The 20,429-nt window shown below is 69.3% G+C and carries 18 protein-coding genes; 7 read left to right on the top strand and 11 right to left on the bottom strand.

The window, feature by feature from the left end; translation table 11 throughout:
• Positions 1–204 precede the first annotated feature (204 nt).
• Together M3U25_RS01045 and M3U25_RS01040 are read right to left on the bottom strand one after the other, a co-directional pair.
• Positions 205–1,092, bottom strand: coding sequence for a DnaJ C-terminal domain-containing protein (locus tag M3U25_RS01045; protein ID WP_355495895.1), 888 nt, complete (start codon positions 1,090–1,092; stop codon positions 205–207).
• A gap of 136 nt (positions 1,093–1,228) precedes the next feature.
• Entirely contained in the window at positions 1,229–1,696 is a 468-nt protein-coding gene (locus M3U25_RS01040) for an Hsp20/alpha crystallin family protein (protein ID WP_160946351.1), read from the bottom strand.
• Between the two features lie 169 nt (positions 1,697–1,865).
• Between M3U25_RS01040 and M3U25_RS01035 the strand changes: the two genes are divergently transcribed.
• Together M3U25_RS01035 and M3U25_RS01030 are read left to right on the top strand one after the other, a co-directional pair.
• Positions 1,866–2,348 (top strand): peroxiredoxin, encoded by a 483-nt coding sequence (locus M3U25_RS01035; protein ID WP_160946352.1) that lies wholly within the window; start codon positions 1,866–1,868, stop codon positions 2,346–2,348.
• Positions 2,349–2,380: 32 nt separating this feature from the next.
• The gene (locus tag M3U25_RS01030) at positions 2,381–2,965 is read left to right on the top strand and encodes a ferritin-like domain-containing protein (protein WP_242156404.1); all 585 of its coding nucleotides are present in this window, start codon (positions 2,381–2,383) and stop codon (positions 2,963–2,965) included.
• A 499-nt stretch (positions 2,966–3,464) separates the two neighbouring features.
• Here M3U25_RS01030 and M3U25_RS01025 read toward each other — a convergent pair whose 3' ends face one another.
• Positions 3,465–4,847 carry a glutamine synthetase family protein gene (locus M3U25_RS01025; RefSeq protein WP_160945883.1) on the bottom strand — a complete coding sequence of 461 codons (1,383 nt, stop codon included), beginning with the start codon at positions 4,845–4,847 and terminating at the stop codon, positions 3,465–3,467.
• Between the two features lie 5 nt (positions 4,848–4,852).
• The gene (locus tag M3U25_RS01020; protein ID WP_160945882.1) at positions 4,853–5,608 is read right to left on the bottom strand and encodes a gamma-glutamyl-gamma-aminobutyrate hydrolase family protein; all 756 of its coding nucleotides are present in this window, start codon (positions 5,606–5,608) and stop codon (positions 4,853–4,855) included.
• Positions 5,609–5,875: 267 nt separating this feature from the next.
• On the opposite strand from M3U25_RS01020, the gene M3U25_RS01015 reads away from it, so the two are divergent.
• The 3 genes from M3U25_RS01015 to M3U25_RS01005 all read left to right on the top strand — a co-directional run bounded on the left by M3U25_RS01015 (position 5,876) and on the right by M3U25_RS01005 (position 10,138).
• Positions 5,876–7,255: a glutamine synthetase family protein gene (locus tag M3U25_RS01015; RefSeq protein ID WP_355495902.1), complete on the top strand. Its 1,380-nt coding sequence runs from the start codon at positions 5,876–5,878 to the stop codon at positions 7,253–7,255.
• A gap of 105 nt (positions 7,256–7,360) precedes the next feature.
• Entirely contained in the window at positions 7,361–8,668 is a 1,308-nt protein-coding gene (locus M3U25_RS01010) for an FAD-binding oxidoreductase (RefSeq protein WP_355495905.1), read from the top strand.
• Between the two features lie 90 nt (positions 8,669–8,758).
• Positions 8,759–10,138, top strand: a complete 1,380-nt coding sequence (locus tag M3U25_RS01005) for a diguanylate cyclase (RefSeq protein WP_160945879.1) — start codon at positions 8,759–8,761, stop codon at positions 10,136–10,138.
• On the opposite strand, the gene M3U25_RS01000 is transcribed toward M3U25_RS01005, so the two are convergent.
• The 5 genes from M3U25_RS01000 to M3U25_RS00980 all read right to left on the bottom strand — a co-directional run bounded on the left by M3U25_RS01000 (position 10,077) and on the right by M3U25_RS00980 (position 16,555).
• Positions 10,077–11,357, bottom strand: coding sequence for an MFS transporter (locus tag M3U25_RS01000; protein WP_355495909.1), 1,281 nt, complete (start codon positions 11,355–11,357; stop codon positions 10,077–10,079). The genes M3U25_RS01005 and M3U25_RS01000 overlap by 62 nt on opposite strands.
• A gap of 80 nt (positions 11,358–11,437) precedes the next feature.
• Positions 11,438–11,686 (bottom strand): hypothetical protein, encoded by a 249-nt coding sequence (locus M3U25_RS00995; protein ID WP_355495912.1) that lies wholly within the window; start codon positions 11,684–11,686, stop codon positions 11,438–11,440.
• Complete coding sequence (locus tag M3U25_RS00990) at positions 11,676–14,024, bottom strand: FdhF/YdeP family oxidoreductase (RefSeq protein ID WP_355495915.1); 2,349 nt, start codon at positions 14,022–14,024, stop codon at positions 11,676–11,678. Before M3U25_RS00990 ends, M3U25_RS00995 begins: the two co-directional genes overlap by 11 nt.
• Complete coding sequence (gene fdhD / locus M3U25_RS00985; RefSeq protein WP_355495918.1) at positions 14,021–14,860, bottom strand: formate dehydrogenase accessory sulfurtransferase FdhD; 840 nt, start codon at positions 14,858–14,860, stop codon at positions 14,021–14,023. Before fdhD ends, M3U25_RS00990 begins: the two co-directional genes overlap by 4 nt.
• Positions 14,861–14,875: 15 nt before the next feature.
• On the bottom strand, positions 14,876–16,555 hold the full coding sequence (locus M3U25_RS00980) for an OFA family MFS transporter (RefSeq protein WP_355495921.1): 1,680 nt from the start codon (positions 16,553–16,555) through the stop codon (positions 14,876–14,878).
• Between the two features lie 298 nt (positions 16,556–16,853).
• Here M3U25_RS00980 and M3U25_RS00975 point away from each other — a divergent pair, with 298 nt between their 5' ends.
• Both M3U25_RS00975 and M3U25_RS00970 read left to right on the top strand, forming a co-directional pair.
• The gene (locus tag M3U25_RS00975; RefSeq protein ID WP_355495924.1) at positions 16,854–17,444 is read left to right on the top strand and encodes a hypothetical protein; all 591 of its coding nucleotides are present in this window, start codon (positions 16,854–16,856) and stop codon (positions 17,442–17,444) included.
• 152 nt (positions 17,445–17,596) lie between these two features.
• Positions 17,597–18,094 carry a DUF1203 domain-containing protein gene (locus M3U25_RS00970; protein WP_355495927.1) on the top strand — a complete coding sequence of 166 codons (498 nt, stop codon included), beginning with the start codon at positions 17,597–17,599 and terminating at the stop codon, positions 18,092–18,094.
• A 161-nt stretch (positions 18,095–18,255) separates the two neighbouring features.
• Here the strand turns inward: M3U25_RS00970 and M3U25_RS00965 are convergent, their stop codons facing one another.
• Positions 18,256–19,758 (bottom strand): aldehyde dehydrogenase, encoded by a 1,503-nt coding sequence (locus tag M3U25_RS00965; protein WP_355495930.1) that lies wholly within the window; start codon positions 19,756–19,758, stop codon positions 18,256–18,258.
• 79 nt (positions 19,759–19,837) lie between these two features.
• A complete protein-coding gene (locus M3U25_RS00960) occupies positions 19,838–20,386 on the bottom strand; it encodes a cupin domain-containing protein (protein WP_242159288.1) in 549 nt (182 codons plus the stop codon).
• Positions 20,387–20,429: the final 43 nt, after the last annotated feature.

Raw genomic sequence — 20,429 nt, 5'->3', positions numbered from 1 at the left:
GCTGATCGGCGATGCCGCTGTGGCCGTGCGCCGCAGCGGCTCTAGCGCAGTCACGCTTGCAGGCGCATGACGAGCCGGGCCGCGCAAGCGGGTACGGCCGCTTTATCGGGCCGGCATGGCGGCTGAAGCCGCCCCTACAACGCCACAGTGCGAAGGGACGCCGCTCTTGCGAATCCCCAATCCCGACTCCCCAATCCCCCGCAATCAAACGGCTTCGCCAAAGGCCTTGGCCAACCCGCGATACGCCTTGCGCTGCGCTTCGGTTTCCGGCGCCGGCGCCAGCACTTCCAGTTCGACGATCTGGTCGCCCGGCGGGGTACCCGGCAGGCCGCGGCCGCGCAGGCGCAGCTTGCGGCCGGCGTCCGATTCCGGGGGAATCTTCAGTTCCACCGCCCCGCCCAGGGTCGGCACGCTGATGGTGGTGCCCAGCGCCGCCTGCCAGGGCGTCACCTGCAGGGTGTAGAGGATGTTGCGGCCGTCCACCTCGAACTGCGGGTGCGCGGCGTACTCGATCTCCAGCAGCAGGTTGCTGCCGCCGTTGCCCTGCCCGCTCAGCCGGATCACCTGGCCGGGGCGCACGCCCTTGGGCACGCGCACGTCCAGTTGCTTGCCGTTGATGGTGATGCGCACGCTGTCGCCGGCATACACCGCTTCCAGCGGCACCGCCAGCTTGGCGCGGGTATCGCCGCGCGGCGTGCCCGGCCCCGGACCCGGGCCGGCGCCGCCCTGGCGGGCGCGCTGCTGGCGGGCGAACAGGCTCTCGAAGAAATCGCTGAAGCCGCCGCCAGCGCCGCCATTGCCGAACACTTCCTCGAAATCGAAGCCCTGCGCGCCGCCGTAGTTGGGCGGCGCGTGGAACTCCTCGCCCGGGCGGTAGCCCTGCGCGCGCAACTGGTCGTAGGCGGCGCGCTTGGGCGGGTCGCGCAAGGCCTCGTAGGCCTCGTTGACGGCCTTGAACTTTTCCTCGGCCCCAGGCTCCTTGCTGACGTCGGGATGGTACTTGCGCGCCAGCCGCCGGTACGCGGTCTTGATCTCGGCATCGCCGGCGCTGGGTTCCACGCCCAGGGTCGCGTAGTAATCCTTGAATTCCATCCATCACCTCAAAAAAGAGTCGGCCCGCCGCCTTGCGGCAACGGGCCGGTTGCATGCACTGCGCCATCGCCCGGCCATTCTACGGCCGGCGGCGAGGGCGCGGCGTCGCGAGGGCGACGCCGCTGCGGGCGGGCGCTTACTGGACGATCGTGGCCCCGGTATCGACCTGGATGCGACGCGGCGTGCTCGCCGGACGCTTGGGGATGCGCACTTCCAGCACGCCATGGTAGCCGGTGGCGGAAATGCCGTCCGGATCGGCGCTGTCGGGCAGCGCGAAGCGACGGTGGAAGCTGCCGTAACGGCGTTCGATGCGCGAGAAGCGCTCGCTGTCGGCGGCCGACTCGCTCTTGCGCTCGCCCTTGATCGAGAGGATGCCCTTGTCCATCGACACCTCGATCTCCGACGGGTCGATGCCCGGCAGGTCGGCGTACAGCACGAAGCGCTCCGGCTCTTCCTTGATGTCCACGCGCGGCACCCACTGCGCGGTGACGACGGCCGATTCGTCGGTGCCGCCATTGGGGTCGAAGAAGCGGTCGAACACCTGCTTGATCTCGTTCTGGAATGCGGCCTGGGCCGGCCACTGGCGATAACGGACGATGCTCATCGTGGTCTCCTGAAACGTGAATGAGGTACACCCCCGGAGGGGCGGTTCGCGGCGGCGGGACCGGCCCGCCGTCCATGCCCGTCAGATAGGCGTGCCGCGGCGCTTTTCAAGGCGTTGACGCCACCTTCCCATTTCCGTTTCTAGACTCGGTTCATCCAAGGAGCCCGACATGCCCATCCAGACCGGCGAACGCATTCCCGAAGTGGTGCTGCAGCGCATCCGCGACGGCGTGGAAGCGGTGGATACGCGCACCCTGTTCGACGACCGCCGCGTCCTGCTGTTCGCGGTGCCCGGCGCCTTCACCCCGACCTGTTCGGAGAAGCACCTGCCCGGCTATGTGGAGCACTTTGAGGAGTTCCGCAAGCGCGGCATCGAGGTGTACTGCATGGCGGTCAACGACCCGTTCGTGATGCAGGCCTGGGGCAAGAGCCAGTTGGTGCCGGACGGCCTGCAGATGCTGTCCGACGGCAACGGCGACTTCGCCAAGGCGCTGGGCCTGGAACTGGACGCCAGCAGCTACGGCATGGGCGTGCGGGCGCGGCGCTTCGCGCTGTACGCCGACGACGGCGTGGTGCGTGCGTTGTTCGTCGAAGCACCGGGCGAGTTCAAGGTCTCCGCCGCCGACTACGTACTGCAACACCTTCCCGACTGAATCCCCTTACCCACCACAGGAAACGGCCAGCCATGTCCAACAAGCCAGCCACCCCGAACACCGACGCCAAGCCGCTGCAGCACACCGCCGGCCTCACCGACACCGCCACGCTGCGCGCCAATGCCCGCCAGAGCATCGAGGACGGCGCGATCACCAAGAGCTACAGCGCCGACCGCGAGGCGGTGATCAAGATGCTCAACGACGCGCTCGCCACCGAATACGTGTGCGTGCTGCGCTACTACCGCCACTACTTCATGGCCGCCGGCATGCTTGCGGACGCGGTCAAGGCCGAGTTCCTGGAGCACGCGCAGCAGGAGCAGGCGCACGCGCACAAGCTGGCCGAGCGCATCGTGCAGCTGGGCGGCGAGCCGGACCTCAATCCGGATACCCTGACGGCGCGTTCGCATGCCGAGTACAAGGAAGGCGAGGATCTGCGCGACATGGTCAAGGAAAACCTGATCGCCGAGCGCATCGCCATCGACAGCTATCGCGAGATGATCAACTTCGTCGGCGACAAGGACACCACCACCAAGCGCATCCTGGAAGACATCCTGGCCCAGGAAGAAGAGCACGCCGACGAGTTCTCGGACATGCTGGAAGGCTGGATCGGCAAGTAAGCCGGTTTCGCTTTTACGCGCTTTCGTAGGAGCGGTTTCAACCGCGACAGGCCGTGCTGATGACGCCTGTCGCGGCTGAAGCCGCTCCTACTGTTCTTCTGGTCTGACACACATGGTTGAAGCAACTGCAAAGGCTTTCGCCCTGACGGGCGAGTTACTTTTCTTTGCTCGCGCAAAGAAAAGGTAACCAAAAGAAAGCGCGCCCTGCCTTCGCGCCCTCCGCGCTGCGCGCTCCGGGTCCGCGAACCAGACGGGATCCGCGGAAGGGGCATCCTGCCCCTGCCGCGGACGGCGTACATCCATGTACGCCGCCCTTCGGGTTTTTCCCGCCTGGTTCGCCGCTTCGGAAGGGAACCCGGTAAATCAACAGCCGAAGCAACAGCAACAGCAACAGCGCAAGCGCAAGCGGAAGCGGAAGCGGAAGCGGAAGCGGAAGCATCGAAGCATCGACGAGGAGTACGAACAACCCCGAAGCAGCCCAACAACAACGTTCAGCAGCTCAGACGTTCAACAACAAAAACTCCCGCTCCCACGAACTGATCACCCGGAAAAACGTCTCGTACTCCTTGCGCTTGACCGAAATGTACGCCCGCACGAAGCGCGGCCCCAGCAACTCCTGCAACGGCGCGCACCGCTCCAGCTCGTCCAGCGCCTCGCCCAGCGAGCGCGGCAACTGATAGCCCATCTCCTTGCCGCTGCCCGTGGTCGGCTCGGTCGGCTCGAGCTTCTCGCGGATCCCGAGCAGGCCGCAGGCCAGCGTCGCCGCCATCGCCAGGTAGGGATTGGCGTCGGAACCGGCGAAGCGGCTCTCCACGCGCATGTTCTCGATCGTGTCGATCGGCACCCGCAGGCCGCAGGTGCGGTTGTCGAAGCCCCACAGCACATTACTCGGCGACACCTCGCCGAACATCAGCCGGCGATAGGAATTGACGTTGGGCGCGAAGAACGCCATCGCCATCGGCACGTACTTCTGCAGGCCCGCCAGGTAATGGGCGAAGGTGCGGCTGTACTCGCCGGCACGGCGGCCGCTGAAGACGTTCTTGCCGTGCTTGTCCACCAGGCTCTGGTGGATGTGCATCGCACTGCCCGGCTCGTTCTCCATCGGCTTGGCCAGGAACGTCGCGTAGACGCCGTGGCGCAAGGCCGCCTCGCGCATGGTGCGCTTGAACAGGAATACCTGGTCGGCACGCGACAGTGCGTCGTCGTGGGTGAAGTTGACTTCCAGCTGCGCCGCGCCGGATTCGTGGATCAGCGTGTCCACGTCCAGTTCCATCGCGTCGCAGTAGTCGTACATCAGGTCCAGGATCGGGTCGAACTCGTTGACCGCGTCGATCGAGTACGACTGCCGCGCCGTTTCCGGGCGCCCGGAACGGCCGGCCGGCGGCAGCAGCGGGAAGTCCGGGTCGGTGTTCTTCTGCACCAGGAAGAACTCCAGCTCCGGCGCCACCACCGGCTTGCAGCCGATCGCCGCGTAGGCCGCGAGCACGCCGCGCAGCACGTTGCGCGGTGCCAGGTCGTGCGGCTGGCCTTCCTTGGTATAGCAATCGTGGATCACCTGCGCGGTGGGGTCGGCGGCCCAGGGCACCATGCGCACCGTGTCCGGGTCCGGACGCAGTTGCATGTCCGAATCCGACGGCGAGGTCAGGTCGTAATAGTCGTCCGGGTAATCGCCGGTGACGGTGGTGGCGAAGATGCCCTCGGGCAGCCGCGTGCCGTAGTCGTGCGAGAACTTGGCGGCGGGAATGATCTTGCCGCGGGCGTTGCCGGTGATGTCCGGCACCAAGCATTCGACCTCGGTGATGTGGCGTTCCTTGAGCCAGCGCCGCAGCGAACTTTCCTGCTGTTCCGGCGTGTGCTTGCGCGATCGGGGTCGACTGGCCATGGGACTCAGTGCCTGCGGGTGGCCGCATAGTGGCGACAGGCGTCGCCGAAGGATTGGAAGATGCCGAGATAGAACGGGTCGTCCAGCACCCGCCACTCCGGATGCCATTGCACGCCCAGCAGGAAACCGGGGCCGATGCCGCGGAAGGCCTCGATCAATCCATCCGGCGCCAGCGCCTCGACGATCAGATCGCCGCCGAGCCGGGCCACGCCCTGGCCATGCAGCGAGTTGACCCGCACCCGCCCACGGCCAGCGATCTCTTCCAGCCAGCCGCCTTCGCTCAGCGTCACTTCGTGCGCCGGCGCGTACTGCGCTTCCAGCGGCGCCTGCGGATCCTCGCGGTGATCGGACAGCCCCGGCTGCGCATGCACCTTCTGATGCAGGGTGCCGCCGAGGGCAACGTTGACTTCCTGGAAGCCGCGGCAGATCGCCAGGATCGGCAGGCCCAGCGAGATCGCCTGCGGAATCAGGTCCAGCGTGTTGGCGTCGCGCGCCGGGTCGTGCAGGTTGCCGAGCCAGCTCGGCTCGTCGCTGTAATGGTGCGGCTCGATGTTGCTGACCGCACCGGTCAACAGCAGGCCGTCGAGCCGCGTCAGCCAGGCGCGGGCGTCGACCGGCGGCTGCAGCGACGGCAGCAGCACCGGGGTCACCCCCGCACCGTCGACAGCGGCGCGCAGATACTTTTCGCCCGCAGCCAGGAACGGATGATGGCCGATGAGCTTGCGGTCGGTCGGCACGCCGACCAGGGGCGATACGGCCATGCGAAGAACTCGTGTGGCGTCACCGCAAGTTACCGCGGGCGTTTTATTTTTACAACACGACACGCAGTGGGACACGGCGCACAGCGCACCGACAGACGTGATGACGGACCTGCGCGACGGCGCAACTTCCCGTGCAATGCCGCAAAAGCGCACTACGGCCACCGTTGCGCGTGATTGAGCGCCAGCGCATGGGGCACGTGCCGCTGTTGAGTATTCTTGACGCCATCAGGCTCTGCTAAGCTCGAAACACTCCTGCAGCCCGCCGCGATGATCCGCATGCACGATGCCCCGCTGCTGCCCCCGGACGACGCCCAGACCCTGCAGCGCATCGCCGGCTGCGAGCAGATCGACCTGCTGCTGCCGGACTGCAACGGCCTGCTGCGCGGCAAGCGCATCGCCCGCGACGCGCTGGACAAGGTGTACCGCGACGGGGTGTGCCTGCCGATGTCGCTGATCGCCACCGACATCACCGGCAACACCGTCGAGGAAACCGGGCTGGGCTACGACATCGGCGACGAGGACCGGCTGTGCTTCCCGGTGCCGGGCAGCCTGCGACCGGTGCCGTGGGCGCCGGTGCCGTCGGCGCAACTGCTGCTCACGATGCAGGACGGTGCCGGCGGTGCGCTCGACTTCGCCCCGCGCCAGGTCTTGGCGCAGGTACTGGCGCGTCTGCAGGCACGCGGGCTGACGCCGGTGATCGCGGTGGAACTGGAGTTCTACCTGTTCGACCCGCACGCCGATGCGCAAGGCCTCCCGCAGCCGCCGCTGCATGCTCACAGCGGGCTGCGCAACGACAGCACCCAGGTCTATTACATGCAGGAGCTGGACGACCAGCGCGGCTTCACCGATGCGGTCGCCCAGGCCTGCCGCGCGCAGGGCATCCCGGCCGATACCGCGGTCGCCGAGTACGCGCCCGGCCAGTTCGAGATCAACCTCAAGCACCGCGCCGATGCGCTGGCCGCCTGCGACGATGCGGTGCTGCTCAAGCGCGCGATCAAGGCGATCGCGCAGCAGCAAGGCCTGCTCGCCAGCTTCATGGCCAAGCCCTTCGCGGCGCAGTCCGGCAGCGGCTTGCACCTGCACGTGAGCCTGCTCGACGGCGCCGGCGACAACGTGTTCGCCTGCACCCCGCAGGCACCGGCGGCGCCCTTGCGCCACGCCATCGGCGGGCTGCAGCGCAGCGCCGAGGACTGCCTGCTGCTGTTCGCACCGCACGCCAACAGCTACCGGCGCTTCGTCGCCAATGCCTTCGTCCCGCTCAACGACAGCTGGGGCTTCAACAACCGTACCGTGGCGATGCGGGTGCCGCACAGCGACCCGGCGAACACCCGCATCGAACACCGCATCGCCGGCGCCGACGCCAATCCCTACCTGGTCGCCGCGGCGGTGCTGGCCGGCATCGAACACGGCCTGGCGCAAAACATCGATCCGGGCCCGCCAACCCAGGGCAACGCCTACGCGCAACACGCCGCACGCGAACCGGACTGGCGCGGCGCGATCGCCCGTTTCCTGGACAGCGACTTCGCCGCCACCGCCTTCGGCACGCGCTTCCGCCATATCTACGGCCAGCAGAAGCGCCGCGAGCTGCTGGATTTCCAGGCGCAGGTCAGCGATGTGGACTATCGCTGGTATCTGCGCACAGTTTGAAGGCCGGGACTCGGGAATGGAGACACGGGAATCGAAAGCAGCGAGAGCGAAAGCGACTGGAGCCCAGGACATGGTGCGCCTGGGCCACCACAGCAGTTCGCCGCCATGACCGGCGCTTCTCCCATTCCCCATCCCCAAGTCCCCATTCCCGGCGCTTCCTGGTACCTCGACAGCGCTGCGCCGTTCCCGGCGCAGGAACCGCTGCGCGGAAGCGTGCGCGCCGACGTGTGCATCCTTGGCGCCGGCTATACCGGGTTGAGTGCGGCGCTGGCGCTGGCCGAGGCCGGGTATCGGGTGGTGGTGCTGGAGGCGCAGCGGGTCGGCTGGGGCGCGTCCGGGCGCAACGGTGGCCAGGCCATCGTCGGCTACGGCTGCGAGCAGCACACCCTGGAAACCTTGCTTGGCCAGGACGATGCGCGGCTGCTGTTCGATTTCTCCCGCGACGGCATGCAGTTGCTGCGTAGCCGCATCGCCCGCCACGGCATCGCCTGCGACTGGCGCGACGGCCATGCCCACGTGGCGATCAAGCCGCGCCAGGAACGTGCGCTGCGCGCCGGCATCATCGAGATGGCGCAGCGCTACGACTATCCGCTGCAATGGTGGGACCGCACGCAGTTGCAGTCGCAGCTGCGCAGTCCGCGCTACCTGGGGGCGATGTACGACGCGGCCAGCGGCCACCTGCATCCGCTGGAGTACGCGCGCGGCCTGGCGCGGGCGGCGCTGGCCGCCGGCGTGCGCATCTACGAACAGACCCCGGCCACGCAGCTGCTGCGCGGCGCGCGGCCGATCCTGCGCAGCGCGCACGGCGAGGTCGAAGGCGAGTTCGCCATCCTCGCCGGCAACGCCTGGCTGCGCGGCATCGCCCCGGAACTGGAATCGCGGATCATGCCGGTCGGCACCTACATCGGCGCCAGCGCGCCGCTGGGCGAGGCGCTGGCGCGCGAACTGATCGGCAACGACATGGCGGTGGCCGACGTCAACTGGGCACTGGACTACTTCCGTCTCAGCCGCGACCACCGGCTGCTGTTCGGCGGCCGCGCCAGCTATTCGTCGCTGCCGCCGCCTGGCCTGCGCGGGGTGATGACACGACGCATGCGTCGGGTGTTCCCGCAATTGCGTCACGTCGAACTGGAATCGGTGTGGGGCGGCTACGTCGACATCACCCGCAACCGCGCCCCGCACTGGGGCCGGCTAACCCCGAACGTGTACTTCGCGCAGGGCTTCTCCGGCCACGGCGTGGCCGCCACCGGGCTGGCCGGCGCGGTCATCGCCGCGGCGATCGGCGGACAGGCGCAGCGGCTGGACGTGTTCGCGCGGATCCCGCACGCGCCCTTCCCTGGCGGCCGCCTGCTGCGCACGCCGCTGCTGGTGGCGGCGATGTCCTGGTACAAGCTGCGCGACGCGCTGTGGTAGCCGCAGGCGGGCCCGCGCCACCCTCAAGTTTGCGCGCACGCGGCCGCTAACCGGGGTTCCATCCCCCGGATTGCCGCCCGCGAGGCATGCATGTCGCACCCGTTGTCGATCTCCCCGATCGCCCCCGACGGCAGCCCTGCACAGCAGCGCATCCTGCTGGTGGAAAACTCGCGCACCTTCACCGACCTGCTGCGCGCGGCGATCGAGCAACGGGTCGAGCTGCCGGTGGTCGTGGTCTCCACCCTGGCCGAAGCCGCCGCTGCGCTGGACGATGGCGGCTCCTGGTTCCTGGCGCTGACCGGGCTGGTGCTGGCCGACGGCGACCGCGACACCGTGGTCGACTTCTTCATCGCGCGCGGGCTGCCCACGGTGGTGGTCAGCGGGGTCTACGACGAAGGCCTGCGCAAGCGCATCCTGACCCAGCAGATCATCGATTTCGTGCTGAAGAACGCGCCGGACAGCATCGACTACCTGGCCTGGCTGGTGCAGCGGCTGGCGCGCAACCGCGCCATCACCGCGCTGGTGGTGGACGACTCGCCGTCGGCGCGCGCCTACGCCGCCGCGCTGCTGGCGATGTACGGCTACAAGGTGGTGGAGGCCGCCGACGGCGCCGCCGGGCTGCGCGCGATCGAGGCCAACCCGTCCATCCGCCTGGCGGTGGTGGACCAGGAAATGCCGGGCATGGAGGGCGTGGAGTTCACCCGCCGGCTGCGCACCCTGCGCGCACGCGACATGCTGGCGGTGATCGGCCTGTCCGGCAACAACGACCCATCGCTGGTGCCGCGCTTTCTCAAGAACGGCGCCAACGACTTCCTGCGCAAACCCTTTTCGCGCGAGGAATTCTTCTGTCGGGTCTCGCAGAACGTGGACCAGCTGGAACTGATCGGCACCCTGCAGGACCTGGCCACGCGCGACTTCCTCACCAGCCTGCCCAACCGCCGGCACTTCCTCGAGCAGAGCCAGCGGGCGCTGCCGCGATGGCTGGCACGGCAGCAGCCGGTCAGCGTGGCGATGCTCGACATCGACCACTTCAAGCACATCAACGACACCTTCGGCCACGAGGCCGGCGACGAGGCGCTGCGCGTGGTCGCCGCGACCCTGGCCGCGCATGCGCGGCCACAGGACATGGTGGCGCGCTTCGGCGGCGAGGAGTTCTGCATGCTGGCGCCGGGCCTGGACGCCGCTGCGGCCACCGACTACTTCGAGGCCCTGCGCGTGCGCATCGCCGACCTGCGGGTCGCCATCGGCACGCAGACCCTGCACCTCACCATCAGCATCGGCGTCAGCAACAGCGGGCCGCAGCGGCAGACGCTGCATGCCCTGCTGACCGAGGCCGACAAATACCTGTACCTGGCCAAGGCCGGCGGCCGCAACCGGGTCGAATGCGCCCCGGCCGCGGAACCGGCGTTCAGCGACGCTGCCGTCGAATCGCCAGCAACGCCAGCAAGGTCAGCAGCGCAGCCGCACTGAGGTAGTAACCTACCCACGGCAGGCCGTACTGCTCGGCCAGCCACACCGCCACGTAGGGCGCCGGCGCCGCGCCGACGATGCCGGCCAGGTTGAATGCCAGCGAGGCGCCGGTGTAGCGCACGGGCACCGGATACAGCTCGGCCAGCAGCGTGCCGCAGGGGCCGTAGGTCAGGCCCATGAAGAAGAAGCCCAGCGCCAGGAAGCCCAGCACCTGCCACGGCTGCCCGGCCTGGAACAGCGGCGCGAACAGCAGCCCGAACGCGATGATGGCCACGCTCGCCAGCAGCATCGCCGGGCGCGTGCCGCGGCGGTCGCCGTACCAGGCCGACAGCGGAATGCCGGCGGCGAAGAACAGGATGCCGACCATCTGCAGCAGCAGGAACTGCTCGCGGCTGTAGTGCAGGGCGTTGGTGCCATAGCCCAGCGCGAACACCGTCATCAGGTAGAACAGCACGAAGGTCGCCAGCACCGCGAGCGTGCCCAGCACCGTCGCGCCGACGTGCTGCGACAGCACCGTCTGCATCGGCATGCGCACCCGCTCGTTGCGGTCCAATGCGCGCTGGAAGTCCGGCGTCTCGTGGATGCGCAGACGCACCCACAGCCCGGTGATCACCAACAGGGCGCTGGCGACGAACGGGATGCGCCAGCCCCAGCGCAGGAACTGTGCGTCGTCCAGCGCCGCGTCCAGCAACAGGAAGATCCCCGAGCACAGCAGGAAGCCCAGTGGCGCCCCCAACTGCGGGAACATCCCGTACCAGGCGCGCTTGCCCGGCGGCGCGTTCTCGGTGGCCAGCAACACCGCCCCGCCCCACTCGCCGCCCAGGCCCAGCCCCTGGCCGAAGCGGCACAGCACCAGCAGCGCCGGTGCCCACACGCCGATCCGGTCGTAGCTAGGCAGCAGGCCGATCAGCACGGTGGACAGGCCCATGGTCAGCAGCGCCGCCACCAGCGTGGCCTTGCGCCCGACGCGGTCGCCGAAGTGGCCGAACAGCCCCGACCCCAGCGGCCGCGCGACGAAGGCCACGGCGAAGGTCGCCAGCGACTGCAACTGCGCCGCAGCGGGATCGCCCGCGGGGAAGAACAGCTTCGGGAACACCAGCACCGCAGCGGTGGCGTAGATGTAGAAATCGAAGAACTCGATGGTGGTGCCGACCAGACTGGCCAGCAGCACGCGGCGCGGCGAGTTGACGGGCGGAACGGCAGACGCGGCAGCGGTCATGGAGGCAATATCGGCTGGCAACCGGCCGATTCTGGCAGTCCCGCCCCGCCTTGTCTCGCGCGCGTGCGCCGCGCTGCGACTCAGGAGGGCAACTGCGCGCGACCGGCAGCCGTCAGCACCGCCACCTCGCGCTCGCCGGCGCGCTGCACCCGCACCCAGCCCGGCCCCGCCTGCCCGGCGAGCTCGGCGTCGCCCAGCCACGCCAGGGTGCGCAACAACACGCTCATGCGCACGTCCAGGCGCTTGCATACGCGGGCCAGCGCCATGCCGTCCGGCGCCTCGGCCAGCAACGGCAGCAGGCGCGCGGTCAACGCCGGATCAGCGGACAAGCGCGACTCCGATGTCGCGTGGGGCGGCCGCGGCGGCCTCGGCCAGATGCGCGGTGACCACCACCGGAATCGACTTGGAGGTGGGCGTGCGCGCCTCGTCGGCGAAGCTGGACAAGGGCACCAGCGCATTGGTCTCGGGGTAGTAGGCCGCCAGGCAGCCGCGCGGGATGTTGTAGGCGACCAGCATGAAGCGCTTGGCCTGCCGCGGCACCCCGTCCTCGCACAGGCTGTGCAGGTCCACCCAGTCGCCCGCCTGCATGCCCAGGTCGGCGATGTCGGCGGCATTGATGAACAGCACCCGGCGCTCGCCGAACACGCCGCGGTAGCGGTCGTCCAGGCCGTAGATGGTGGTGTTGTACTGGTCGTGCGAGCGCGTGGTGGCCAGGGTGAACACCAGTTGCCCCGGATGCTGCCGGCGCGCGCGGTGGATCGGATTGTCGGTCGGCACCGCATGCGGCTTGAACACCGCACGGCCCTCCGGCGTGTCCCACACGCGGTCGCGCGCGCCATTGGACAGGCGGAAGCCGCCCGGCACCCGCACCCGCGTGTTGAAGTCGGCGAAGTCGTCGAACATCTGTGCGATCAGGTCGCGGATGCGGTCGTAGTCGGCCACCAGCCAGCGCCAGCGCACCGTGCTGCGCGCGCCGAGCGTGGCCTCGGCCAGGCCCGCCACGATCGCCGGCTCGGACAGCAGCTGCGGCGAGGCCGGCGGATTGATGCCGCCGGACAGGTGCACCATGCTCATCGAATCCTCGACACTGACGTGCTGCGGCCCGCCCTCCTGGATGTCGATCTCGGTGCGGCCCAGGCACGGCAGGATCAGCGCGTCGCGGCCGTGCACCAGATGGCTGCGGTTGAGCTTGGTGGTGACATGCACGGTGAGCTCGCAGCGGCGCAGCGCGCGATGGGTGGCCTCGGTATCGGGAGTGGCGGTGGCGAAATTGCCGCCCATGGCGAAGAACACCTTGGCGCGGCCGTCGGCCATCGCCTCGATCGCGCCGATCGTGTCGTAGCCGGGCGCGCGCGGCGGGGCGAAGCCGAACACCTTCTGCAGGCGGTCCAGGAACGCCTGGGGCGGCTGCTCGTAGATCATCATGGTGCGGTCGCCCTGCACGTTGCTGTGGCCACGCACCGGGCACAGGCCGGCGCCGGGGCGGCCGAGGTGGCCGCGCAGCAACAGCAGGTTGGCGATCATCTGGATGGTCGCCACCGAATGCTTGTGCTGGGTGATGCCCATGCCCCAGCAGGCGATCAGCCGCTCGGCCTTGAGGTAGATCTCGCCGGCCTGGCGCAGTGCGGCCTCGCTGAGCCCGGCTTCCTCGACGATGGTGTCCCACGGCTCGGCCGCGACCTCAGCGGCGAAGGCCTCGAAGCCGGCGGTGTGGCGGTCGATGAACTCCAGGTCCAGCAACCGCGGCTGCCCGCTGCGCGCCGCCTCGGCGTCGCGCTCCAGCACGTGCTTGATGATGCCCTTGACCGCGGCCAGGTCGCCGCCGATCTTCAACTGGAAGTAATCCGAGGAGATGCGGGTGGAGCCGTTGTGCAGCATCTCCAGCTTGTCCTGCGGGTCGGCGAACTTCTCCAGGCCGCGTTCGCGCAGCGGGTTGAACGAGGCGATCGCCGCACCGCGCTTGGCCGCCTGGCGCAGTTCGCCGAGCATGCGCGGATGGTTGGTGCCGGGATTCTGGCCGAAGATGAAGATCGCATCGGCCAGTTCGAAATCCTGCAGCGAGACCGTGCCCTTGCCGACCCCGATCTGTGCCTTGAGCGCAGTGCCGGACGGCTCGTGGCACATGTTGGAGCAGTCCGGGAAGTTGTTGGTGCCGAACTCGCGCACGAACAACTGATACAAAAACGCGGCCTCGTTGCTGGTGCGCCCGGAGGTGTAGAAGATCGCCTCATCCGGCGAGGCCAGGCCGTTGAGGTGTCGGGCGATCAGCGCGAACGCCGCGTCCCAGTCGATCGGCACGTAATGGTCGGTGTCGGCGTCGTAGCGCAGCGGCTGGGTCAGTCGGCCCTGCCCTTCCAGCCAGTAGTCGCTGTAGCGGGCCAGTTGCGCGACGCTGTGCTGGGCAAACAGTTCCGGCGTGGCGCGGCGCGCGGTGGATTCCGCGGCCACCGCCTTGGCGCCGTTCTCGCAGAACTCGAAGGTCGAGGTGTGGTCGCGATCGGGCCAGGCGCAGCCGGGGCAGTCGAAGCCGTCGGGCTGGTTGGCGTGCAGCAGGGTCTTGCCGCCCTGCACCGCCACGTCCTGCTCCATCAGGTGCTTGGCCACGGCGCGCAGCGCGCCCCAACCGCCGGCCGGTTGCGTGTACGGCTGGATGGTCTTCTTGCTCATGCGGGCTCTCCGGCGGGTTCGGTCTGCGCTAGGCGCTGCGGATGGCTGTAGACGACGTAATCGTGATCGCGGGCGAAGCCGATCAGGGTCAGGCCGGCGCTGTCGGCGAGCGCGACGGCCAGCGCCGTGGGCGCGGAAATCGCGGCCAGTAGCGGGATGCCGGCCTGCGTGGCCTTCATGACCATCTCGTAGCTGGCGCGGCTGGTGACCACGGCGAAGCCGGCGCCAGGATCGAGGCCGGCGCCGACCAGCGCACCGATCAACTTGTCCAATGCGTTGTGGCGGCCGACGTCTTCGCGGATCAGTTGCAGTGCCCCCTGCGCATCGGCCCAGGCCGCGGCATGGGTGGCGCCGGTCAACGCGTTGAGCGTCTGCTGCGCGCGCAAGGCGCGCAAGGCACGGGCCAGGGACGCGGCCGCGATCGGCACCCCGGCCGGCACCGGCCGCGGCGTGCGCAGCACCGCCTCCAGCGACGCGCTGCCGCACACCCCGCAGCCGCTGCGCCCGTCGAGGTTGCGACGCCGCGCCTGCAACGCGGCGGCCTGTTCCGGCGGGATGCGCAGGCGCAGCGACACACCTTCCAGGTAGGTCTCCACGGCCTCGATGCGTAGCTGGTCCGGTGTTGCCACGATGCCCTCGCTGAGCGAGAAGCCCAGTGCGAAATCCTCCAGGTCCTCCGGCGTGGCCATCATCACCACGAACGGCGTGTCGTTGTAGGCGAACGCCACCGGCACTTCGGCCGCCACCAGGTCCAGGGCGACGGCCGTGCGCCCGTCGCGGTGACGGCGCACGCCGCGCGCGACCGCACCTGGCCTGGACGACGCACCCGAAGACATCGCAACCCTCCCGACTCAGTGGAACAGCACGAACGCTTTCTGCAGGGTGACCCAGATGCCCCACAGCATCGGCAGCCCGACCGCCAGCCAGGCCAGCACCAGCAGCAGCGGGTTGCCGCCGCGGCCGACCAGCGCCTGCTGCGCCGCATCCGGCGCCTGGGCGCTGCTGCCGGCCCGTTCGTGGGCCAGTTGCTTCTCCGCGGTCAGCTCCTGCGGGGTCATGAAGTGCCTGGCCGCCACCGGCCGTACCAGCAGGTTGCAGATCAGGCCCAGCACCAGCATCCCGGCCAGGATGTACATGGTCGTGTTGTACACCTGTGAGGGCGGCACACCCATGCCCAACTGGTACTCGCGCATGTAGCCGACCACCACCGGGCCGAGGATGCCGGCGGTGGCCCAGGCGGTCAGCAGACGACCATGGATGGCGCCGACCATCTGCGTGCCGAACAGGTCGGCCAGGTAGGCCGGGATGGTGGCGAAGCCGCCGCCGTACATCGATACGATCACGCAGAAGATGCCGACGAACAGCGCGCTGCCGCCAACCTTGCCGGCCCACGGCGCGGCCGCGTACAGGGCGATGCCGAGCACGAAGAACAGCGAGTACGTGTGCTTGCGCCCAAGCTTGTCGGACATGCTGGCCCAGAAGAAGCGCCCGCCGATGTTGAACAGGCTGAGCAGGCCGGTGAAGCCGGCGGCGATGGCGGCAGTGGCGGCCAGTTGCGTGGGATCGAGGCTGGCGAAGCCGGCATCCACGCCGATCAGGCGGCCGCCGAACACCTCCTGCAGCATCGGCGAGGCCATGCCGATCACGCCGATGCCGGCCGACACGTTCAGGCACAGCACGCCCCACAGCAACCAGAACTGCGGGATGCCCCAGACCTTGCGCACGTGCACGTGGTGGGCGGTGATCATCGCGTTGGCGCTGGCCGCCGGCGCGGTCCAACCGGCCGAGGTCCAGCCGCTGGGCGGCACCCGGTAGCCGAACGCGCCGGCCATCATGAACACGAAATACAGCCCGGCCATCACCAGGAAGGTTTCCTTCACGCCCACCGAGTTGGGGCCGGCGAAATGCCGCATCAGCGCATCGGCCAGCGGGCTGCCGATCATCGCGCCGCCGCCGAAGCCCATGATCGCCATGCCGGTGGCCATGCCGCGGCGGTCCGGGAACCACTTGATCAGCGTCGACACCGGCGAGATGTAGCCCAGCCCCAGGCCGATGCCGCCGATCACGCCCGAACCTAGCCACAGCAGCCAGATCTGGTGCAGGTGGATGCCCAGCGCCGAGATCACCAGCCCGCCGCACCAGCACAGCGCCGCGACCACGCCGGCCTTGCGCGGGCCGGCGCGCTCCAGCCAGCCGCCCCACAGCGCCGCCGAGCAGCCCAGCAACACGAAGAACAGCGTGTACATCCACTGCAGCTCGCTGATCTTCCAGTCGCAACTGGACGAGACGATGCGCACCAGGAAGCCCATGTCGGGTGGACAGGCCACCGCCTCGGTGATGCCCAGCGCCTTGGACAACGGCAGCCAGAACACGCTGAAACCGTAGGCCATGCCGATGCACAGATGGATTGCCAAGGCCGCAGGCGGCACCAGCCAGCGGTTGAAGCCGGGCCCGGCGACGATGCGTTCCTTCGAAAGCAGGCCGGGGCGATCGGTCGGCGCGGAAGCGGCAACGCGGTGCGAGTCGTTCATGCGGTGTCCCCTCGGAGGCGTCGGCGCCCTGGGTGCGGATGACGCGCCTGCGGCGTCTCCACGATGCCGCCTGCCGAACGGTCTGCCGACGCGCGACCGCATGCGCCGAGCGTAGTACAAAACACGCGGTGGCGCCGCGCCGTCCATCGCAAGCGTGCCGTGCGCCTGTGCTTGTGCGGCGCACGATGGACAGGCAGCCCCAGCGACGCCGCTCGCGCAGGCAACGCACGGCCCTGTGCGATTCCGCCAGTGCGCGCCGGTCGGTTAGGCTTGCGGCCCCCGCCTGCGGAATCGCCCCATGCTCGTCCCCTACCGCGTTGGCCTCGCCGCCAGCCTCCTGCTCGGCAGCCACCTGGCCCAGGCCGCCGCGTTGCCCGCCGACGTGCTGCACCAGTTGCCGGCCGGCTACCAGCCACTGGCGCAGCTGCAGGCCGATCTCGATGGCGACGGCCGTGCCGACTACCTGCTCGCGCTGCAGCAGCGCGGCGAGGCGCAACGCGATCCGGCACCGGCACGGCCGCTGCTGATCTTCGTGCAGCAGGCCGACGGCCACTATCGGTTGGCGGCGCGCAACGACCGGGTGATCCTCAAGCGCGACGAGGGCGGCCAGTGCGACCCGTTCACCGATGGCGACGATCCGTTCGCCGCCAAGGGCCGCTACTTCACCGTGCAGAACGGGGTGTCCTGCGGCCAGCACTGGACCGATTTCATCACCTTCCGCTACGACCCGCAGCGCAAGCAGTGGCTGTTCCACAAGCGCATCCAGCAGCGCTGGGAACTGAACCCGAATCCCTCGCCCGACGCAGACGCCCTGGTCAAGGACGGCGATCAGGTGCAGGCGGCCGACCCGCGGCATCCGGTCGATTTCGCCGATTACGTTCCGCGCTGAGCGGCGCGTCGCGCTGGGTAGCGCGTGCCTGGCACTGATGCGCGCTCGCTGACACGCGCACGCCGCACCCGTGCAGTGCCGCGTCCGAATGCGGCCAGCGTGTTGCCGCGGCGACCGGCACGCTGCGCGCTCCATCCGTTCCTGGAGCGCGCATGTCCAGCTTCCGTTGCGTCGGCCTGCCGGCCGCACCGTTCGCCGCCCTGTTCGACCTCGACGATGCGCAACTGCAGGCGCGCCATGCGCAACGCGTCCGCGCCGACAGCGCGCTCGGCTATCCCTGCCGGATCAGCCTGGAGGACGCGCGGCCCGGCGAGGAACTGCTGTTGCTGCACTACCTGCACCAGCCCGCGCAGACCCCGTACCGCGCCGCCGGACCGATCTACGTGCGCCGCCACGTCGCCACCGCCGCACCGGCGCCGGGCGACGTGCCCGATGCGATCGTCCGCCGCCTGATCTCGCTGCGCGGCTACGACGCCGGCGACATGCTGATCGCCGCCGACGTGCAGCCGGGCGAGCGCATCGCCACCGCGATCGCCTGCGCCTTCGCCGACCCGCGGGTGCGCTACCTGCATCTGCATCATGCACGGCAAGGCTGTTTTGCGTGCCGGGTGGATCGGGAGCCGGGATTGGGGAGTCGGGATTGGGGATGAGTGGCGGCACCGCGACCTGGAACACCCCCGGCGCTGTAGGAGCGGCTTCAGCCGCGACAGGCATTCCCGGGAGAGCCCGTCGCGGCTGAAGCCGCTCCTACGACATCCGCAGCCGCAGCCCCGCTTTTCACCAATCCCGAATCCCCAATCCCCGCTCCGGGCTACTCCCCCAGCTTGATCCACGTCGCCTTCATCTCCGTGTACTTGTCGAAGGCATGCAGCGACTTGTCGCGGCCGTTGCCCGATTGCTTGTAGCCGCCGAACGGGGCGGTCATGTCGCCGCCGTCCCAATAGTTCACCCACACGCTGCCGGCGCGCAGCTTGCGCGCCACGCGGTGCGCGCGGCCGATGTCGCGGGTCCACACGCCGGCGGCCAGGCCATACTCGCTGTCATTGGCCATGCGCAGGGCGTGCGCCTCGTCGTCGAAGGCGATCACCGACAGCACCGGGCCGAAGATCTCCTCGCGGGCGATGGTGTGCTCGTGGCCGACCTCGTCGAAGATGGTCGGCTCCACGTAGCAGCCGCCGGGCACCACCTCCACGCGCTTGCCGCCGAGCAACAGACGCGCGCCTTCGGCGTTGCCGCGGGCGATGTAGTCGAGCACGCGGTGGGTCTGGGTCTCGTCGACCAGCGCGCCCATGGCCGCGTCGTCGTCGAACGGATGCCGCGGCTGCAGCGCACGCCCGGCCGCGACCACGCGTTCGACGAAGCGATCCTTGATCGAGCGCTCCACCAACAGGCGCGAGGCCGCGGTGCAGACTTCGCCCTGGTTGTAGAAGATCGCCGTGGCCGCCGCCTGCGCTGCCTGCTCCAGGTCCGGTGCATCGGCGAACACCAGGTTCGGGCTCTTGCCGCCGCACTCCATGTACGCGCGCTTCATGTTCGACAGCCCCGCGCATTGCAGCAGGCGCCGGCCGACCGCGGTGGAGCCGGTGAACACCAGCCCATCCACGTCCATGTGCAGCGCCAGCGGCTCGCCGGCGCCCTTGCCGTCGCCCGGCACCACGTTGAACACGCCGTCGGGAATGCCCGCCTCGGCCACCAGCTCGGCCAGGCGCAGCGCGCTCAGCGGCGATTTTTCCGAGGGCTTGAGCACCACCGAGTTGCCCGCGGCCAACGCCGGGGCGATCTTCCACGCCGCCATCAGCAGCGGGAAATTCCACGGCACGATCGCGCCGACCACGCCCAGCGGCTCGCGGGTGATCAGGCCCAGTTCGTCCTGTCCGGTCGGCGCCACTTCGCCGTACAGCTTGTCCACCGCTTCGGCGGTCCAGGACAGGCAGCGCACCGTCGCCGCCAGATCGATCCGGCGCGCATCGCGCACCGGCTTGCCCATGTCCAGCGATTCCAGCAGCGCCAGTTCGTCGGCGTGGCGTTCGACCAGCTGGGCCAGCGCCAGCAGGGTCTTCTTGCGCTGCGCCGGCTTGGCCTGCGACCAGTGCCCGGCCTCGAAGCTGCGCCGTGCCGCGGCGACCGCACGGTCGATGTCCTCGGCCCCGCCTTCGGCCACGTGGCCGAGCAGGCGGCCGTCGATAGGGCTGAGGCAGTCGAAGGTCTTGCCGCTGGCGGCATCGACGTAGCGGCCGTCGATGAAGGCCTGGGTCCGCGGACGCAGCGTGTCGGCCATCGCCTGCCAGGCGTCGCGGATGCGGGGTGCGGTCATCGGGAACTCCTGCTGCGGCGGAAGGATCGGAATGGCACGGCGGCCTGCCGGCTGCGGCGCGGAGGGGCGCCGGGCGCTCTCAGAACGTGGCCGGCGTATTGGCGCTGACCAGCACTGCGGTCTCGCGGCCGACGTTGCGGAACCGGTGCGGCACCCGGCTCTCGAAATAGTAGCCCTCGCCGGCGCGCAGCACCCGCACCTGGCTGCCGACGGTGATCTCCACCTCGCCGGCCACCACCACCCCGCCCTCTTCGCCGTCGTGCACCAGCATCGCGCTGCCGGTGTCGCTGCCGGGCGGCATCACCTCGCGCAGGATGCACATCTGCCGCTGCGGGCGATGCTGGCCGACCAGGTAGTAGTGGATGCCGTCGCTGCCGACGTCGGGCAGTTCGTCGGCGCGATAGAACGGCGCATCGGCCGCGCCGGCGTCCAGGTCCTGGGTGAAGAATTCGGCCAGCGAGATCGGGATGCCATCCAGCACCTTCTTCAGCGAACTCACCGAGGGGCTGACCTTGTTCTGCTCGATCAGCGAGATGGTGCTGTTGGTCACGCCCACCCGCTTGGCCAACTCGCGCTGGCTCAGGCCGTGGGCGGTGCGAACCCGGTGCAGGCGGGCGCCGATATCCATCGCAGGGAACGCCGGTGGCGGTGTTGCCGGATACTTTACACAC

The organism is Xanthomonas sp. PPL134, from assembly GCF_040595915.1.
In the GTDB taxonomy this organism is placed as follows: Bacteria; Pseudomonadota; Gammaproteobacteria; order Xanthomonadales; family Xanthomonadaceae; genus Xanthomonas_A; species Xanthomonas_A indica.
The sequence above is the reverse complement of the archived record's forward strand: the minus strand, read 5'-3'. Positions and strand labels throughout refer to the sequence as shown.

Bases quoted from the DNA above. Each gene is read 5' to 3' on its own strand.
- M3U25_RS01045 (WP_355495895.1), bottom strand. From the start codon at position 1,092: ATGGAATTCAAGGATTACTACGCGACCCTGGGCGTGGAACCCAGCGCC.
- M3U25_RS01040 (WP_160946351.1), bottom strand. From the start codon at position 1,696: ATGAGCATCGTCCGTTATCGCCAGTGGCCGGCCCAGGCCGCATTCCAG.
- M3U25_RS01035 (WP_160946352.1), top strand. From the start codon at position 1,866: ATGCCCATCCAGACCGGCGAACGCATTCCCGAAGTGGTGCTGCAGCGC.
- M3U25_RS01030 (WP_242156404.1), top strand. From the start codon at position 2,381: ATGTCCAACAAGCCAGCCACCCCGAACACCGACGCCAAGCCGCTGCAG.
- M3U25_RS01025 (WP_160945883.1), bottom strand. From the start codon at position 4,847: ATGGCCAGTCGACCCCGATCGCGCAAGCACACGCCGGAACAGCAGGAA.
- M3U25_RS01020 (WP_160945882.1), bottom strand. From the start codon at position 5,608: ATGGCCGTATCGCCCCTGGTCGGCGTGCCGACCGACCGCAAGCTCATC.
- M3U25_RS01015 (WP_355495902.1), top strand. From the start codon at position 5,876: ATGATCCGCATGCACGATGCCCCGCTGCTGCCCCCGGACGACGCCCAG.
- M3U25_RS01010 (WP_355495905.1), top strand. From the start codon at position 7,361: ATGACCGGCGCTTCTCCCATTCCCCATCCCCAAGTCCCCATTCCCGGC.
- M3U25_RS01005 (WP_160945879.1), top strand. From the start codon at position 8,759: ATGTCGCACCCGTTGTCGATCTCCCCGATCGCCCCCGACGGCAGCCCT.
- M3U25_RS01000 (WP_355495909.1), bottom strand. From the start codon at position 11,357: ATGACCGCTGCCGCGTCTGCCGTTCCGCCCGTCAACTCGCCGCGCCGC.
- M3U25_RS00990 (WP_355495915.1), bottom strand. From the start codon at position 14,024: ATGAGCAAGAAGACCATCCAGCCGTACACGCAACCGGCCGGCGGTTGG.
- fdhD (WP_355495918.1), bottom strand. From the start codon at position 14,860: ATGTCTTCGGGTGCGTCGTCCAGGCCAGGTGCGGTCGCGCGCGGCGTG.
- M3U25_RS00980 (WP_355495921.1), bottom strand. From the start codon at position 16,555: ATGAACGACTCGCACCGCGTTGCCGCTTCCGCGCCGACCGATCGCCCC.
- M3U25_RS00975 (WP_355495924.1), top strand. From the start codon at position 16,854: ATGCTCGTCCCCTACCGCGTTGGCCTCGCCGCCAGCCTCCTGCTCGGC.
- M3U25_RS00970 (WP_355495927.1), top strand. From the start codon at position 17,597: ATGTCCAGCTTCCGTTGCGTCGGCCTGCCGGCCGCACCGTTCGCCGCC.
- M3U25_RS00965 (WP_355495930.1), bottom strand. From the start codon at position 19,758: ATGACCGCACCCCGCATCCGCGACGCCTGGCAGGCGATGGCCGACACG.
- M3U25_RS00960 (WP_242159288.1), bottom strand. From the start codon at position 20,386: ATGGATATCGGCGCCCGCCTGCACCGGGTTCGCACCGCCCACGGCCTG.